This window comes from Acinetobacter sp. ABJ_C5_2 (assembly GCF_044538485.1).
GTDB lineage: Bacteria > Pseudomonadota > Gammaproteobacteria > Pseudomonadales > Moraxellaceae > Acinetobacter > Acinetobacter nosocomialis_A.
Genome location: NZ_JBIUCS010000031.1, coordinates 20,461 through 36,706 on the forward strand (window position 1 = coordinate 20,461; position 16,246 = coordinate 36,706).

The window sequence follows — 16,246 nt, forward strand, 5'->3', positions numbered from 1 at the left end:
TCCGTTAGGCTAACTTAAAATTTCTCAAGGATTTCGCAGTATGCAATTTAAACCACTTGGTCACACTGGCATTAACCTTCCAGAAATTTGCTTAGGTACCATGACATTTGGTGAGCAAAATACTCAACAAGAAGCATTCGAACAGCTCAATTACGCTTTAGAACACGGTTTATATTTCTGGGATACAGCAGAGATGTATTCCGTACCTCCTAAACCGGAAACATACGGGGCGACTGAAACCATTTTAGGCAATTGGTTTGCACAGCATGGTCAGCGCGACAAAGTATTCCTTGCTTCAAAAATTGCAGGTCCTGGCTTTGGTGGAACCCATATTCGAGAAGGCCATACCAAGTTCAATAGTGACCATATCTCACAAGCGATTGATGGTTCACTTAAACGTCTCCAAACAGACTATATCGATCTCTACCAATTACACTGGCCAGAACGTCACACCAACTTCTTTGGAACACTCGCTTATGGCAACCAGCAAGCACACAATGATTATGACACTACACCTTTAGAAGAAACTTTACTTGTCCTTCAAAAAGAAATTAATCGAGGTCGTATCCGTTATATTGGTTTATCAAACGAGACCCCTTGGGGCACCATGAAGTTTCTACAACTTGCTGAAAATTTAGGTGTGAGTAAGTTTGTAAGTGTACAAAACCCATATAGTCTGCTTAATCGTACCTATGAAATAGGCATGTCTGAGATTGCCAAATATGAAGGAGTAGGTTTACTTGCGTACTCTCCTCTTGCTTTTGGTTATTTAACTGGCAAGTTCAGAAATGGAGCACGACCTGCGAATGCTCGCGTTACTCTATTTCCACGCTTTAGCCGCTACAGTAATCCACAAAGTGAATGGGCAACTGAACAATATGCACAGCTCGCTGAAAAGCATGGTTTAAGTCTGACTCAATTGGCTCTGGCTTTTATTAAGCAGCAGTTCTTTGTAACAAGCACAATTATTGGTGCGACCAATTTAGATCAGCTGAAAGAAAATATTCAGGCTTTTGAAATCGAGCTTTCACCAGAAATTTTACAAGGTATTGAAGCCATTCATATACAACAGCCAAACCCTGCCCCTTAAAAACAAAAAACGGATGCTTGAGCATCCGTTTTTACATTCACGTTAAAGTTTTAAAACTTATCTACGGCCATTATAAATAGCTAATGCTGCAGGTAAGTTTTTACGCATGTCATTAATACGTTGAGCGTTAGATGGGTGAGTAGACAAGAAAGATGAACCACCTGCACCTTCAAGTTTGTTCATTTTTTCCCAGAGGGTAATAGCAGCATTTGGGTTATAACCCGCACGTGCCATTAACATTAAGCCGCCTTGGTCAGCACGGCTCTCTAAACTACGCGAATATGGTAAGCCCACCCCTACTTGCGAACCTAGTTGTGCAGCAGCCGCTCCTAATTGGTTAACGTTACCGCCACCTGCATAGCTTAAGCCAATATTTAATGCCAAATCAGTTAAAGCCTGAGCACCAATTTTACTTTTCGCATGCTCTTCTAAAGCGTGTGTCATCTCGTGGCCCATAACAGCTGCAATTTCAGCGTCCGTTAGGTTTAGCTTATTCACAATACCTGTGTAGAACACGACCTTACCACCTGGGGCAACGTACGCATTAACAGTATCTGATTTCAGTACAGCTAACTGCCAGCTAAATGGCTGCCCTGTTTGATTTACTTGGTCAGCATAAGGTTTTAAACGGTTGAAAACAGAATTAATACGGCTATAGGTACTTGAACTTGTATCTAAAGTCCCTTTAGCACGTGCTTCCTGCACCATTTTAGTAAAACCTTGTGCAGATTGAGCATTTAAGGTTGCTGTATCTGCACCTGCCATGTCCGCCATTGTTGCGCAACCTGAAATTGTTACGACACCAGCAGCACATAAGCTTAAAAAAAGTTTTTTATTCATTAACATGGTTCACCTAAATCGTTAAAAAAACTGTTTATTCTTTTGCACTTATTATAAGAAATAGCACACAAGCTTTGAATCTCTCATTTCTTCACGATCATAGTATTTATGTAACGATCAAGCAGATAAAGTCATCAAATAAATCCAGAACAGTAAACATATTATATTTAAGACAAGATAGACATGGCTTAAAGGCTTAACTTTCTCTTCAAGAGAGGGGCTTGTTCTTTTCCATAATAGATAACTGTTTTGTATAAGGACAACTGGAATTAAGATACAAGCAATCAGAACAGAAAGGCTCATGAAGGCTGTCATAAAGAAGTCAGGATTATAATTTTGACCATAAATGACTAACATAGCCAACGTTGGCGAACCACCAATCGCAAATAAGAAAGAATAAAAAATGGTTTTTGAAATTGTTGGTTGTAATTTCATTTTAGTTCATCATCCATGACATAACTTTTATTTCTGTTTTAATCTGAATTAGACAAAACCGAAACTGCACTTTAGTCGGATATAAAAAAAGCCCCCTTTTCAGGAGGCTTTTATCATCTTTGCAAATTAAGCAGAGAATGGATGACGTAAAACAATTGTTTCTGCACGGTCTGGACCAGTTGAAACGATATCAATCGGACATTCGATTAATTGTTCAATACGTTTCACATAAGCCAAAGCATTTGCAGGTAATTGGTCAATGCTAGTCAAACCAACAGTTGACTCGCTCCAACCTGGCATAGTTTCATAAATTGGTTTCAAACATTCAAAAGAAACCGCATCAGAAGAACCTACGCAACCTGAATCAGTGTTTTCATAACCTACACAGATTTTTACTTCTTCTAAACCGTCTAGAACGTCAAGTTTAGTCAAGCAAATACCTGAAAGTGAGTTAACGTCTACAGAACGACGTAAGATTTCAGCATCAAACCAACCACAACGACGTTGACGACCAGTAGAAGCACCAAATTCGTGACCTACAGTACCCAAGTGTTTACCAATTGGGTCACCAGAATCACTTGCTGCATCGTAAACTAATTCTGTTGGGAACGGACCAGCACCTACACGTGTTGTATAAGCTTTAGTAATACCTAATACATAGTCAAGATGTAAAGGACCCATACCAGAACCAGAGCTTACGCCACCAGCAGTTGTATTTGAGCTAGTCACATACGGATAAGTACCGTGATCGATGTCTAAAAGTGAGCCTTGAGCGCCTTCAAACATTACAGGCTTACCTTCTTTGCGGTAGTCATGTAACACTTTAGTCACGTCAATCACTAATGGAGCAAGCACTTCGCGCCACTCGTTGCAAAGAGCCAATACGTCTTCAAATTTAACCGCTTCTACGCCGTAGAACTGAGTTAATTGGAAGTTATGTAACTCAAGCATTTCTTGGAGTTTTTCTTCTAACGCTGCACCACCACGAACAAGGTCAGCAACACGCACTGCACGGCGAGCTACTTTGTCTTCATACGCAGGGCCAATACCACGACCTGTAGTACCGATTTTAGCGTTACCACGTTTCTTCTCACGAGCCTGATCAAGAGCAATGTGGTTAGGCAAAATAAGTGGACAGTTTGGAGAAATGCGTAGACGTTCTTTAACTGGAACACCTTCAGCTTCCAAAATTCCCATTTCTTCAATTAATGCTGCTGGTGAAAGCACCACGCCATTGCCAATTAAGCACAATACGTTTTCACGTAAAATGCCTGATGGAATGAGGTGCAATACAGTCTTTTTACCACCTACGACAAGAGTATGACCTGCGTTATGTCCGCCTTGATAACGTACTACCGCAGCCGCTTGATCTGTGAGCAGGTCGACGATTTTACCTTTACCTTCGTCGCCCCATTGGGTACCAAGTACCACAACATTTTTGCCCATAATAGCCTCATTACATCATGCTGTTAAAATTGGAAACCATCAGTAAAAAACTTACCGCTGGCGTTTAAATCTTTTCAATATTCCATTGACCGTTTTGCGATACAAGCTGATGTGTCGCATAAGGAATAGAACCTAAATTATCATTACCTAACAATTGAACGACACGTAAGCCTTGTGAACGTGCATTTGCAATTGCTTTAAGCAAATCTGCATCAGTACCTTTGGGTGCCACCACAGTTTCAATTTCAGCAAACTGATTTGCCCCTAAGGCATATAAATCACAACTGAAACCAGTAGCAGGACGTGCACGACCAAAGTGTTCACCAATACCATCATAACGGCCACCTTGCGCTAAAGGTGCAGCACGGTTCGGTGCATAAACTGCATACATCAAACCAGTGTGATAGTGGTAACTGCGAAGTTCGACAACGTCAATTCCAACATTAAGTGCTGGCCAACGGTTTTTAATTTGTTCAAGTGTAGTTTTGAGTGCATTTAATGCAGCATCAAATTCAACATCTTTTAAAATATCTGTACTTAAATGAGTTTGTAATGCTTCTAAATCACTTGCATAGCGACCAAGTGCATAGAAGTCTGAACCCATATTTAAATTTTGAGTAAATTCAGCCAACTCAGGTAATGCTTTTCTTTGATAAAGATCAGATAACTCATGCTCTTCATTTTTAGAAAGTCCGGCATATTTTACTAAGCTGCGAAATAGCCCTACATGTCCTAAGTCTAAATGTGCGCCTTGCAATGTATAGGCATTTTCAATGAGCCCAAGCATTACATCGACCATTTCAACATCAGCTTCAATACTATCGTGGCCATATAGCTCTGCACCTAATTGTAAAGGTGCGCGAGTCGCATTGAAATTTTGTGGTTTTGTATGTAATACAGTCCCTGCATAACAGTAACGTGCAACCCCTTCAACAGGTCTTACATGTGCATCAATACGTGCAACTTGAGGTGTCATATCAGCACGGATACCGAGTAAACGGCCTGAAAGCTGGTCAATCACCTTAAAAGTTACTAAATCCAGGTCTTGATTTGATTCTGATAATGAAGACAACGATTCGATGTATTCGATAAATGGTGTATATACCAGTTGATAACCTCTTACTGAGAGGAAATCTATAGCTTCACGGCGAAGTTTTTCAATGACTTGCGCCTGTTCCGGCAATACATCTGCTACCCCGTCAGGCAGCAACCATGTCTCTGAAATGGTCATATTTCAAGCCTAAAATCTGATCAACGTGGAACGACCCCACATAAAAAAATCGGGAACACACCCGATTTCTCTTAGTGTAGCATGATACTTTGTGCCATGCACCTGACAATTTGCATAAATCTTTCTTAATAAACTCTAAAGTCAAAAAGAAGATAATAAGAATAAACAATAGTATTCAATGTCTTACCCTTATTCAATTTAGTTACACACTAAAGTTCTTCAACTAAAGAAAGGGCTAATATCTGAACTATCGCCTTGTTTCCAACTAACCAACCTTAATGATTAAATAGCTTTCTTAAGTTATTTTAAATTTAGAAAGAATCACACAAATCTAATAATCGATTTGCATAGCCCCATTCGTTATCGTACCAAGCAAATACTTTAGCTTGATGTCCCACAACCATGGTTTGAGTTAAATCAACAATAAGTGAATAAGGTGAATGGTTAAAATCGCTTGAAACTAGTGGTTCATCAGTCACTGCCATAATTTCCGCATAATCTGTTTGAGAAGCTTTGATTAGCAATTCATTAATATGATGAACAGTAATTGGAGATTGTGCGATAAACGTTAAATCAATTGCAGCTACATTAATGGTAGGTACTCGAATTGAGTAACCATCAATACGGTCTTCCATTTTCGGCATTACACGCTTTAATGCACCGAGTGCACTAGACGTAGTGGGAATAATATTTTGCCCAGAAGCTCTAGCACGACGTAAATCGCGGTGCGCATGATCAAGCACAGACTGATCTGCGGTTACTGCATGAATTTCAGTCATGAGCGCAGTTTCAATACCAAATGCATCATCAATAATTTTTACTAATGGCACCAAAGCCTGCGTAGTACATGACACACTAGATATGATTTGATCAGTTGCTTTTACATCAGCATGGTTAACACCATAGACAATTGCAGCATCGACATGGTCAAAAGGTGCAGCCCCAATAATGACCCTCTTCGCCCCTGCTTCTAAATGACGTGTTGCATCAGCATGAGAACGGAACAAGCCTGTACATTCGAGTACAACATCAATTTGCAAGCTTGCCCACGGTAAAAGTTCTGGTTGTTTTTGCTGAAGAACTTCAACTTTCAAATTTCTTTGGTTAGATTCAATATTTAAATAAATCTTTTCATTTTCAATAGCTATATCAACTTTGCCATCAAAACGACCATGAGTTGAATCATATTTAAATAAATGCACTAGTGTCTGTACATCTGCTATATCGTTAATCGCCACGATTTCAAAATGAAATTGTTTCGGGCTCTCAAACCAGGCACGTAAAACATTACGTCCAATCCGGCCAAACCCATTAATGGCGATACGTTGCATGACCTATCCTTATCTACAAAACCAGAAACGAAAGAAGGCATATAGTAAAACACGTGAAGGCCAATTGAATATAGATTTTTAGCCAAATCACAGTTTTGTAAGATATTCCCTCTAAAATCGTTGGTTCGGTGGGGTTTTTCCGTTACAATTTAGCGTTTTTTAAAAATAAGCCCCGTATCACATGCGAGATTTGTGAACAAACAAACTTGTGGTGATGCTTTTAGCCAAATTCGAAAATATGGAGTGACTTGGTTGTGAGTACTCGTTTAATGACATCTGCTGAAATTCGTGAAGCATTTTTGCGCTACTTTGAAACGCAAGGGCATACACGTGTCGCGTCGAGTTCTCTTGTTCCTGCCAACGACCCAACTTTATTATTTACAAATGCTGGGATGAACCAGTTTAAAGACTGTTTTTTAGGTCTTGAGAAACGTGACTATGTACGTGCCACAACATCACAAAAATGTGTACGTGCAGGCGGTAAACATAACGACTTAGATAACGTCGGCTATACAGCTCGTCACCATACATTCTTTGAAATGTTAGGTAACTTCTCATTTGGTGACTATTTCAAACGTGATGCTCTTAAGTTTGCTTGGGAATTTTTAACCAGCGAACAATGGCTTGCTTTACCGAAAGATCGCTTATATGTAACGGTTTATCATACCGATGATGAAGCTTATGACATCTGGAATAAAGAAATTGGTTTAGCACCAGAACGTATTATCCGTATTGGTGATAACAAAGGCGAAAAATACGCTTCAGATAACTTCTGGGCAATGGGTGATACAGGTCCATGTGGCCCATGTTCTGAAATTTTCTTTGACCACGGTGACCACATTTGGGGTGGTTTACCTGGTTCTCCTGAAGAAGATGGCGACCGTTTCATTGAAATCTGGAACAACGTTTTCATGCAGTTTAACCGTACTGCTGATGGCGTGCTTCATCCTCTTCCAGCTCCATCTGTTGATACAGGTATGGGCTTAGAGCGTATTTCTGCTGTATTGCAACATGTTAATTCAAACTATGACATTGACCTGTTCCAACACTTATTAAAAGCTGCTGCAAACATTATTGGTATTGAAGACGAAGGTCAGCCTTCTTTACGTGTTGTTGCAGACCATGCACGTTCTTGCTGTTTCTTAATTGCTGATGGTGTAAACCCAAGCAATGAAGGCCGTGGCTATGTACTTCGCCGTATTATTCGTCGTGCTGTGCGTCATGGTAACAAGCTTGGCGCAACTGGTACGTTCTTCTACAAAATGTTGCAACCTTTAATCGAAGTTATGGGTGATGCATACCCAGAACTTGCAGCGCGCAAAGATGTGATTGAAGCAACTTTAATTCGTGAAGAAGAACAGTTTGCTAAAACACTTGAGCAAGGTTTAAAACTACTTGAAGGTGAACTTGCTCAGTTAAAAGACAAAACTATTCCTGGTGCGACTGTATTTAAACTTTACGATACTTACGGCTTCCCAACAGACTTAACTGCGGATATTGCACGTGAACGTGGCTTTATTATTGATGAAGCTGGCTTTGAAGTTGAAATGGCTGCACAACGTCAACGTGCGCGTGACGCTGGTAAGTTTGCAGTTGACTATAACAACATTGTAAAAGTCGAAGGTGAAACTCAGTTCGACGGTTATATTAACACAACTGGTCAAGGCGAAATTGTAGCGATCTATAAAGATGGCGTACAAGTTGATGAAGTTTCTGAAGGTGACGAAGCTCTTATCGTTCTAAACCAAACTCCTTTCTATGCTGAAAGTGGTGGTCAGATTGGTGATACAGGTATCTTCAAAAACGAAACTGGTATTTTTGAAGTTCAAGACACCAAAAAGTCTGGTGGTGCCTTTGTTCATCAAGGTATTGTGACCGTTGGTAACCTCAAAGCAAATCAAAATGTAGAAGCGATTGTTAAAGCAGACATTCGTGAAGCTACTGCCCGCAACCACTCAGCAACTCACTTGTTACATGCTGCCCTTCGTCAAATCTTAGGTTCACATGTACAACAAAAAGGTTCTTTAGTTGCAAGCGACATCTTACGTTTTGACTTTGCAAATGACCAACCTGTTTCATTTGAACAATTACAACAAGTTGAACGTCTCGTAAATGCTGAAGTTATTGCCAATACTCCAGTGACGACTGAACTTCTCGACATTGAAGCTGCGAAAGCAAAAGGCGCAATGATGTTGTTCGGTGAAAAATACGGCGATGAAGTTCGTGTACTCTCTATGGGTTCAGTCATTGATGAGAAAAATTTCTCAATCGAACTTTGTGGTGGTATTCACGTAAAACGTACAGGTGATATTGGTTTATTCAAAATCACTTCTGAAGGTGGCGTAGCTGCTGGTGTACGTCGTATTGAAGCAGTAACTGGTACTAAAGCGTTAGAAGTGGTACAAAAAGCTGATAATGATATTCAGCACATTAATAGCTTACTCAAAGCACAGAAAGACCAAACAGTTGAGCGTGTACAAGCCAATGTAGAATTGGTTTCTGCATTACAAAAGCAGATTGAACAGCTCAACCAGAAATTGGCAAACTTCCAAGCGGCTGACTTGATTGACCAAGTACAAACCATTGCTGGTCGTCAAACGCTTATTACCACTGTTCAAGGTGTTGATGCCAAAGCGCTTCGCAACTTACATGACAGTGTGAAATCAAAATTAGAGAACGCAGTGATTGTGTTAGCAGGTGTAGAGGGTGACAAAGTCAGCCTGCTTGCATCAGTCGCGTCGCAATACACTGCAAATCTAAAAGCAGGTGACATCATCAAACATCTAGCAACTGAGTTAGGTGGTAAAGGTGGTGGTAAACCTGACTTAGCACAAGGTGGCGCGCCACTTAACGAGAAGTTTGGACAAGTTATTGCAGCATTGCCTGCTTGGCTTGAACAAAAATAAGACTTCACTTTTTGTGTAACTGACCCTGAAAAGCCTCTCAGGGTCATGGCTTATATGGAACAACTATGGCATTAATCGTTCAAAAATATGGCGGTACTTCTATGGGTACCCCCGAGCGCATTTTAAATGTTGCTCGTCGTGTGAAGCGTTGGCATGATCACGGTCACAAGGTTGTTGTGGTCGTATCTGCAATGAGTGGTGAAACAAACCGCTTACTTGCCCTCGCTAAAGCCATTACCGAAACACCTGACCCACGCGAGTTAGACCAAATGGTTTCAACCGGTGAACAGGTGACGATTTCCATGTTAGCTATGGCACTTAATTCGATTGGTGTGGAAGCTAAATCCTATACCGGACGTCAAGTCGGTATTAAAACTGACAGTGCATTTACTAAGGCGCGTATTGAGTCGATTGACACAGATGTCATGACCAATGACCTAGATGCAGGCCGTGTTATTGTGGTTGCAGGCTTCCAAGGCTTTGATGCCAATGGGAACACAACAACTCTAGGACGTGGTGGTTCAGATACTTCTGGTGTTGCCATTGCTGCTGCGCTTAAAGCAGATGAATGCCAAATCTATACTGACGTTGATGGTGTTTACACTACAGACCCTCGTGTTGCTCCTAAAGCGAAGAAAATTGATCGTATTTCTTTTGAAGAAATGCTAGAAATGGCATCATTAGGTTCAAAAGTTTTACAAATTCGCTCAGTAGAATTTGCCGGAAAATATCAAGTTCCTTTACGTGTATTATCAAGCTTTGATAATGATGAAGACGGCGCATTTGACGACGAATTTAAAGAAAATGTAGGTACACTCATTACTACTGAGGCAGAAGACAATATGGAACAGCCAATCATTGCAGGTATTGCTTTTAACCGTGACGAAGCAAAATTAACGATTTTAGGTGTACCTGATGAACCAGGTATTGCTTCTAAAATTTTATCACCAGTAAGTGATGCCAACATTGAAGTGGACATGATAGTTCAAAATGTTGAAGAAGATGGCACAACAGATTTTACTTTCACAGTGAACCGTGTTGATTTAGCGAAAGCTGAAAAAATCTTAAACGAGACTGCCAAAAATATTGGTGCACGTGAAGTTTCAACACGTGACGATATCGTAAAAGTTTCAATTGTTGGTGTAGGTATGCGCTCACATGCTGGTGTAGCAAGTAAGATGTTCACTGCCCTTGCAGACGAAGGCATCAACATCCTTATGATTTCAACTTCTGAAATTAAGGTTTCTGTCATTATTGATGAGAAATATCTTGAACTTGCTGTTCGCTGCTTACATACCGCTTTTGGTTTGGATCGTGAACATGGTGAAAGCAGCGCCCGCGCTTAATTTTACCAAACGGTCAAGAATTCATTCAAAACTGTTTACTTGTCCGACAATAATCAAAGAAAACACAGAGCCGCTATAGTTTTTTTTATAGCGGCTCTGTTATATTAAACGGAAAGTTTTTTGGCAGAGATTATCAAAATATGACTTTGTTCTCATATTTCTGTTAGAATCTGACTGAAAACTGAGGTTGAGCTTTTTATTTGGGTACCAATATTGCAGTTTTAAGCGTTTAGCAAGGAGATAAACATGCTGATTCTGACCCGCCGTGTCGGGGAAACATTAATGATTGGGGATCAAGTCAGTGTTACTGTGCTTGGCGTCAAAGGAAACCAGGTTCGAATTGGTGTGAATGCGCCAAAAGAGGTTTCTGTTCATCGCGAAGAAATTTATCAACGTATTCAACATGAACGTGCAATGCATGAACACCTTCAACATCTTGATCAAGATTATCAAGTTTCATATGAAGATGATAATTATGCACAGAAAAACTTCAATCGTTAGTATGAAGTTATTCTCTCCCTAATTAAAGCGACTTTATAGTCGCTTTAAATTTTTTGGGAGTATATAAATTTATAGGCCTAATGCACGTTTTACTGGTGCATAACTACGACGATGCTGATCAATCACGCCATGAGCTGCAATCGCTTCAAAATGTGCTTTTGTTGGATAACCTTTGTGTTTTCCAAAACCAAATAATGGATATTGCTGATCTAATTCTGCCATTTGGCGATCACGTGTGACTTTTGCCAAAATACTCGCCGCACTAATCTCGGCGTGGCTAGCGTCGCCCCCAACAATCGCTTCACAAGGAATAATGATTCCTTTTGGAATTTGGTTGCCATCTACAATGACTTTTTGAGGCTGTGTTTTTAGGCCTTCCACTGCTCTTTTCATTGCTAAAAATGTTGCTTGCAAGATATTCAGCTCATCAATTTCTGCATGCGTCGCTTCCGCTATTGACCACGCTAGAGCTTTTTCCTGAATTTCAATAAACAACTTTTCACGTTTCTTTTCAGTTAATTTTTTAGAATCGTTTAATCCTAAAATTGGATTGTTCGGATCTAAAATAACAGCTGCAGCAACAACTGAACCCACTAGTGGGCCTCGCCCCGCCTCATCTACGCCTGCAACAAACATGTATACTCCAATAAAAAAAGAGGCCGATCAATATGAGTCAGCCTTCTTTGAAACTCAAATTATTAATTACTTTTGTAAAGCTTCTGCTACGCAAGCATTTACAGTATTAGAAACGACTTGATTTACAACTGTTGCACGTGCAGCTGGATCAAGTGCAGCAGTAGCCAAATCAACTGCAGTCACACTGTTTGGTGCCTTTTCACTTACGCAACCACAAACATTAGTTTGAATACTATCACGTTGTTCAGCAGTCATAAGCTTTGTTGCTGTTTTCCATGCAGCGACATTATTAATTTCTGTAATACATTTCGCATTTACAGCAACTTTTAATGCAGTCATGCCTAACTGTTGAGTTGCAGTTTCTGCAGAACCTGCACCAGGTGTGGTCGCACATGCTGTTAAAGCCAAAACTACTGGTGCTACAGCGAGCATCAATTTTTTCATCATTTTTTCCTTTGATCGAACGTAAGCAGCGCGTATTTTGCCTAAACTTGTGCTTAGAAGAAACAAATAAATTGATGCATTTATGCAATCTAGCTCTCTTATTTTCTCGCTTAAATTGACCGTGTTTTTCCCAATTAAAGCGTTCTGTTTATAGCACGCTCCGTTACGAGAACAACATTTCTCAAATTCAGTGCTTTCCCATAAAATCTAGCGCTAAAATGACAAAAAAATAGGGTCTTTTATGCCTGCCTCATCCTCTCAATACTACACCCGTACTGCACAGATTCTGCATTGGGTCATGGCAATCATTTTCATTACCGCTTGGGTGATTGGTTTCTATAGTGGAAATTTTTTAAGTTACGATGCCGATGGCAGCTTTAAAGGTGATGTTATTACACTGCATAAAAACATTGCCACAACCATTATCTTTTTAGTGGTTATTCGCCTATTCTGGCGTTACACCCACCCAACCCCGAAGTTGCCTGACACGATGTCACCGACGATGAAAACTTTGGCACATGTTGGTCATCTATTGCTTTATGTGATTTTGGTGGCTTTACCTGTGACGGGTTGTTTATTTAGCTGGAGTGCTGGTCATCCTGCCCCTGTTTTATATTTATTTGAAATTCCACGTTTAGTACAAGACAATCCAGAGCTTTTAGCTATCGTTAAACCATTACATATTTATATTTCGTGGTTTGCAGGTTTGCTTATTGTTGGACATGTTCTGGCAGCTTTAAAACATCACTTTGTGGATAAAGACAATGTTTTAAACAGTATGACCAAACAGCCTAAATAAATTCAATGTTAAAAAAAAACCGCCTATCACAGGCGGTTTTTTTATTTAGATTTTTTGGATTTCTGAAATCCACTTTTGCTTCTCTTCATCTGAGATGAAAGAGGCTTCAAAAGAGTTAATTGCGAGTTGCTTCAACTCATCATTACTTAAATCTAAGGCTTGCTGAATAGCAACGAAGTTATCATTCATATATCCACCGAAATATGAAGGATCATCCGAGTTAACAGTCACATGTACGCCTTTTTGTAAAAGACGGCGGATGTTGTGCTCTTTCATATCCTTAACGACACATAGCTTTAAGTTACTTAAAGGACAAACTGTTAATGGCATTTTTTCATTAATTAAACGAGCCATTAATTGTTCGTCTTCTTCAGAACGCACGCCGTGGTCAATACGGTTTACTTTGAGCAAGTCTAAAGCTTCCCATACATATTCAGGTGGGCCTTCCTCACCTGCGTGAGCAACGATTAAGAAACCTTCTTCACGCGCTTTAGCAAAAACACGTTCAAATTTAGCTGGTGGATGGCCTACTTCACTTGAATCAAGTCCAACAGCAATGATGTCTTCTTTAAACGGTAAAGCTTGCTCAAGCGTTTCAAATGCAGCTTCTTCACTTAAATGTCGCAAGAAACACATAATAAGCTGAGAGCTAATACCAAATTTAGCTTTTGCGTCAGCACATGCACGTTTAAGCCCATTTATGACCGTTGCAAAAGCAATACCACGGTCGGTATGGGTTTGCGGGTCAAAGAACATTTCTGTATGAACGACACGATCTTCTGCACATTTCTCAAAATATGCCCATGCTAAATCATAAAAATCTTGCTCATGAACAAGAACATTTGCACCAGCATAGTAAATATCTAGAAATGATTGAAGATTATGAAAGTTATAAGCTTGCTTTACTTCTTCAACAGATTTGTAAGGAATCTGAATCTGATTACGCTGTGCAATCGCAAACATTAATTCAGGTTCAAAAGTACCTTCAATATGTACATGCAACTCAGCTTTTGGTAAGGCCTGAATCAGCTCGACTTGATTCATATTAACTCCACATCTAAAGAAAAAAGGGCGTGGTAAACACACCCTTCTATAATTTCCTTCTTATATCTCTATCACTAAAATAGTTCTAGAAGGAAATTATAAAAAATCGTATTAACCGCCAAAAGCGATAAATTTAAATACCCAAAGAGCAGCAATAATCCATACCATGTATGGAACAGTTTTTGCCTTACCTGTGAATAATTTAACTAATGCATAGCTGATAAAGCCCATTGCAATACCATCTGCAATTGAGTAGGCAAATGGCATAAATACAATTGTTAAAAAGGCTGGAACAGCTTCTGTAATATCATCCCAATCAATGTGTGTGATCCCTTGGATCATTAACACACCAATAAACAATAAAGCTGGTGCTGTTGCAAAACCTGGTACAGATTGAGCAAGAGGTGCCAAGAATAAACAGCAAATAAATAAGAAAGCGACAACGACAGCGGTTAAACCTGTACGTCCACCTGCTGCTACACCTGAAGCTGATTCAATATATGGCGTGGTTGATGAAGTACCTAATGCTGCACCAGCAACAATCGCAGTAGAGTCAGCAAATAGTGCTTTTTTCAAACGTGGTAATTTACCATCTTGTAAAAGCCCTGCGCGGTGTGAAACGCCAACCAAAGTACCCGTACTGTCGAACAAGTCAACAATGAAGAATACAAAGATGACACCCACCATACTTGCAGTAAATAGGCCTTTAAAGTCCATTTGCATGAATGTCGGTGCAATAGAAGGAATCTGGCCCACTACGCCTTTAAATTCATTTAAGCCTAAAGCAGTCGCAATTGCTGTCACCACTAAAATACTAATAATGATGGCACCACGAACTTTGAGCTGATGTAAAACTACAATGAGTAAAAAGCCAAATAAAGCCAGTAGCACTGTAGGTTGTTTAATATCGCCCAACCCCACTAATGTCGCTTTGTTTGCAACAATGATTCCAGCATTTTTTAGCGCAATAAGTGCAAGGAATAAACCAATACCACCACCTATCGCAAATTTAAGCGACATTGGAATGGCATTGACAATCGCTTCACGAACTTTAAAGAAGCTAATAGCAAGAAATACAACACCTGAAACAAAAACAGCTGCTAAAGCTGTCTGCCATGGCACTCCCATACCCATACATACCGAATAGGTAAAATAAGCATTAAGCCCCATACCCGGTGCCAAGGCGATTGGGTAATTGGCAATAATACCCATCACTAAACAACCGATTGCTGCTGCCAAACAGGTCGCAACGAATACGGCGCCATGATCCATGCCGGTTTCAGATAAAATGAGTGGATTGACAATGATGATGTAACACATCGTTAAAAATGTAGTTACACCAGCAAGAACTTCTGTTCGAAACGTGGTTTTATTGTCGCTTAACTTAAATAAACGCTCTAACCAGCCTGCCGAAGAATTGGGCGCCGCCATAAGTAGCCTCTATGCAAAATCTGAGCTGTGGAATATGTACTTCTATGTAGGTATCTGAGCAATCTTGTTTTTCTGTTCAGATCTCTAGACAAAAATCTTAAATAGACGAAGCAACAAATATGCCACTCATTTGATGTCTGTTTTCATACACAGAAAATAGCCACAGCCCCTCTTGAAACACAAAAAAGCTGCATAACCCCTATGCAGCTTTTTTACTATACGTTCAATAAGTTTAACAGATTCAACAGCAACATGATCAAAATTTATGAAAAGATATGACCAATGGCACACTTTTTAAAGCAAATTACAATAACCATTCTGCTTAGAAAAAAACTTTTTTATCACTAATATATTTTTGCAAATTGTATGAAGCTAAATTGCTATGACTCACACGATTTGGATTTCGCTCAATCGTCTGCAAATTTTTTTCAGCTTCCTGAATAATCCTCATGAGCTCCTGATGTCTTTTATTTTGGGTATCTAAATATGCCCAATACCCTAATACAAACACGATACTCACACACAACACTATTAATACTTTATTGATCATTATTATTATCTCTATGTTTTTAATGTTAATGATCTTAACAAAAAACAACCAGTTTGTGAATATTTTCACATTTATTTACAATAATTATTAATTACTCAAGCTATTGATATAAAAAATGTTTTCCAATTTACAATTTAAAAAAAGATTAAAAATAATACTTTTCACTTAAAAATTCATTTTTAAAAATAACTATATTTTTTTAACAGAAAGTTATAT

At 39.5% G+C, this 16,246-nt stretch carries 15 protein-coding genes; 5 read left to right on the forward strand and 10 right to left on the reverse strand.

What is annotated here, in order from left to right; translation table 11 throughout:
* Positions 1-40 precede the first annotated feature (40 nt).
* The gene (locus tag ACH8JV_RS16950) at positions 41-1,090 is read left to right on the forward strand and encodes an NADP(H)-dependent aldo-keto reductase (RefSeq protein ID WP_396522648.1); all 1,050 of its coding nucleotides are present in this window, start codon (positions 41-43) and stop codon (positions 1,088-1,090) included.
* Positions 1,091-1,147: 57 nt separating this feature from the next.
* Here the strand turns inward: ACH8JV_RS16950 and ACH8JV_RS16955 are convergent, their stop codons facing one another.
* From ACH8JV_RS16955 to ACH8JV_RS16975, 5 genes are all read right to left on the reverse strand, one after another.
* Positions 1,148-1,930, reverse strand: coding sequence for a M48 family metallopeptidase (locus tag ACH8JV_RS16955; protein WP_263613282.1), 783 nt, complete (start codon positions 1,928-1,930; stop codon positions 1,148-1,150).
* Between the two features lie 117 nt (positions 1,931-2,047).
* On the reverse strand, positions 2,048-2,365 hold the full coding sequence (locus ACH8JV_RS16960; RefSeq protein ID WP_263613281.1) for a hypothetical protein: 318 nt from the start codon (positions 2,363-2,365) through the stop codon (positions 2,048-2,050).
* A 126-nt stretch (positions 2,366-2,491) separates the two neighbouring features.
* Positions 2,492-3,811 carry an adenylosuccinate synthase gene (locus tag ACH8JV_RS16965; protein WP_100191889.1) on the reverse strand — a complete coding sequence of 440 codons (1,320 nt, stop codon included), beginning with the start codon at positions 3,809-3,811 and terminating at the stop codon, positions 2,492-2,494.
* 64 nt (positions 3,812-3,875) lie between these two features.
* Positions 3,876-5,042 carry an ATP phosphoribosyltransferase regulatory subunit gene (locus ACH8JV_RS16970; protein WP_032011696.1) on the reverse strand — a complete coding sequence of 389 codons (1,167 nt, stop codon included), beginning with the start codon at positions 5,040-5,042 and terminating at the stop codon, positions 3,876-3,878.
* 311 nt (positions 5,043-5,353) lie between these two features.
* Complete coding sequence (locus ACH8JV_RS16975; RefSeq protein WP_396522650.1) at positions 5,354-6,373, reverse strand: type I glyceraldehyde-3-phosphate dehydrogenase; 1,020 nt, start codon at positions 6,371-6,373, stop codon at positions 5,354-5,356.
* Positions 6,374-6,642: 269 nt separating this feature from the next.
* Between ACH8JV_RS16975 and alaS the strand changes: the two genes are divergently transcribed.
* The 3 genes from alaS (at position 6,643) to csrA (ending at position 11,126) form a co-directional block, all read left to right on the forward strand.
* The gene (alaS, locus tag ACH8JV_RS16980; RefSeq protein ID WP_311072314.1) at positions 6,643-9,279 is read left to right on the forward strand and encodes an alanine--tRNA ligase; all 2,637 of its coding nucleotides are present in this window, start codon (positions 6,643-6,645) and stop codon (positions 9,277-9,279) included.
* Between the two features lie 65 nt (positions 9,280-9,344).
* Positions 9,345-10,625, forward strand: a complete 1,281-nt coding sequence (locus tag ACH8JV_RS16985) for an aspartate kinase (protein ID WP_263613279.1) — start codon at positions 9,345-9,347, stop codon at positions 10,623-10,625.
* Positions 10,626-10,871: 246 nt separating this feature from the next.
* Positions 10,872-11,126: a carbon storage regulator CsrA gene (csrA, locus tag ACH8JV_RS16990; RefSeq protein WP_000906487.1), complete on the forward strand. Its 255-nt coding sequence runs from the start codon at positions 10,872-10,874 to the stop codon at positions 11,124-11,126.
* A 69-nt stretch (positions 11,127-11,195) separates the two neighbouring features.
* Here the strand turns inward: csrA and rnhB are convergent, their stop codons facing one another.
* Together rnhB and ACH8JV_RS17000 are read right to left on the reverse strand one after the other, a co-directional pair.
* Positions 11,196-11,762: a ribonuclease HII gene (gene rnhB, locus ACH8JV_RS16995; RefSeq protein ID WP_087606204.1), complete on the reverse strand. Its 567-nt coding sequence runs from the start codon at positions 11,760-11,762 to the stop codon at positions 11,196-11,198.
* 66 nt (positions 11,763-11,828) lie between these two features.
* Positions 11,829-12,206 (reverse strand): hypothetical protein, encoded by a 378-nt coding sequence (locus tag ACH8JV_RS17000; protein ID WP_304390620.1) that lies wholly within the window; start codon positions 12,204-12,206, stop codon positions 11,829-11,831.
* A gap of 241 nt (positions 12,207-12,447) precedes the next feature.
* On the opposite strand from ACH8JV_RS17000, the gene ACH8JV_RS17005 reads away from it, so the two are divergent.
* Positions 12,448-13,005 (forward strand): cytochrome b, encoded by a 558-nt coding sequence (locus tag ACH8JV_RS17005; protein ID WP_396522652.1) that lies wholly within the window; start codon positions 12,448-12,450, stop codon positions 13,003-13,005.
* A gap of 45 nt (positions 13,006-13,050) precedes the next feature.
* Here ACH8JV_RS17005 and ACH8JV_RS17010 read toward each other — a convergent pair whose 3' ends face one another.
* The 3 genes from ACH8JV_RS17010 to ACH8JV_RS17020 all read right to left on the reverse strand — a co-directional run bounded on the left by ACH8JV_RS17010 (position 13,051) and on the right by ACH8JV_RS17020 (position 16,030).
* The gene (locus ACH8JV_RS17010) at positions 13,051-14,049 is read right to left on the reverse strand and encodes an adenosine deaminase (RefSeq protein ID WP_396522654.1); all 999 of its coding nucleotides are present in this window, start codon (positions 14,047-14,049) and stop codon (positions 13,051-13,053) included.
* A 111-nt stretch (positions 14,050-14,160) separates the two neighbouring features.
* Positions 14,161-15,480 carry an NCS2 family permease gene (locus ACH8JV_RS17015; RefSeq protein WP_004709861.1) on the reverse strand — a complete coding sequence of 440 codons (1,320 nt, stop codon included), beginning with the start codon at positions 15,478-15,480 and terminating at the stop codon, positions 14,161-14,163.
* Between the two features lie 322 nt (positions 15,481-15,802).
* Positions 15,803-16,030, reverse strand: a complete 228-nt coding sequence (locus tag ACH8JV_RS17020; RefSeq protein WP_000608974.1) for a hypothetical protein — start codon at positions 16,028-16,030, stop codon at positions 15,803-15,805.
* Positions 16,031-16,246: the final 216 nt, after the last annotated feature.

Coding starts and splice junctions, on each gene's coding strand:
- ACH8JV_RS16960 (WP_263613281.1), bottom strand. CDS start 2,365: ATGAAATTACAACCAACAATTTCAAAAACCATTTTTTATTCTTTCTTA.
- csrA (WP_000906487.1), top strand. CDS start 10,872: ATGCTGATTCTGACCCGCCGTGTCGGGGAAACATTAATGATTGGGGAT.
- alaS (WP_311072314.1), top strand. CDS start 6,643: ATGACATCTGCTGAAATTCGTGAAGCATTTTTGCGCTACTTTGAAACG.
- rnhB (WP_087606204.1), bottom strand. CDS start 11,762: ATGTTTGTTGCAGGCGTAGATGAGGCGGGGCGAGGCCCACTAGTGGGT.
- ACH8JV_RS17010 (WP_396522654.1), bottom strand. CDS start 14,049: ATGAATCAAGTCGAGCTGATTCAGGCCTTACCAAAAGCTGAGTTGCAT.
- ACH8JV_RS17015 (WP_004709861.1), bottom strand. CDS start 15,480: ATGGCGGCGCCCAATTCTTCGGCAGGCTGGTTAGAGCGTTTATTTAAG.
- ACH8JV_RS16985 (WP_263613279.1), top strand. CDS start 9,345: ATGGCATTAATCGTTCAAAAATATGGCGGTACTTCTATGGGTACCCCC.
- ACH8JV_RS16955 (WP_263613282.1), bottom strand. CDS start 1,930: ATGAATAAAAAACTTTTTTTAAGCTTATGTGCTGCTGGTGTCGTAACA.
- ACH8JV_RS17005 (WP_396522652.1), top strand. CDS start 12,448: ATGCCTGCCTCATCCTCTCAATACTACACCCGTACTGCACAGATTCTG.
- ACH8JV_RS16975 (WP_396522650.1), bottom strand. CDS start 6,373: ATGCAACGTATCGCCATTAATGGGTTTGGCCGGATTGGACGTAATGTT.
- ACH8JV_RS17000 (WP_304390620.1), bottom strand. CDS start 12,206: ATGAAAAAATTGATGCTCGCTGTAGCACCAGTAGTTTTGGCTTTAACA.
- ACH8JV_RS16950 (WP_396522648.1), top strand. CDS start 41: ATGCAATTTAAACCACTTGGTCACACTGGCATTAACCTTCCAGAAATT.
- ACH8JV_RS17020 (WP_000608974.1), bottom strand. CDS start 16,030: ATGATCAATAAAGTATTAATAGTGTTGTGTGTGAGTATCGTGTTTGTA.
- ACH8JV_RS16965 (WP_100191889.1), bottom strand. CDS start 3,811: ATGGGCAAAAATGTTGTGGTACTTGGTACCCAATGGGGCGACGAAGGT.
- ACH8JV_RS16970 (WP_032011696.1), bottom strand. CDS start 5,042: ATGACCATTTCAGAGACATGGTTGCTGCCTGACGGGGTAGCAGATGTA.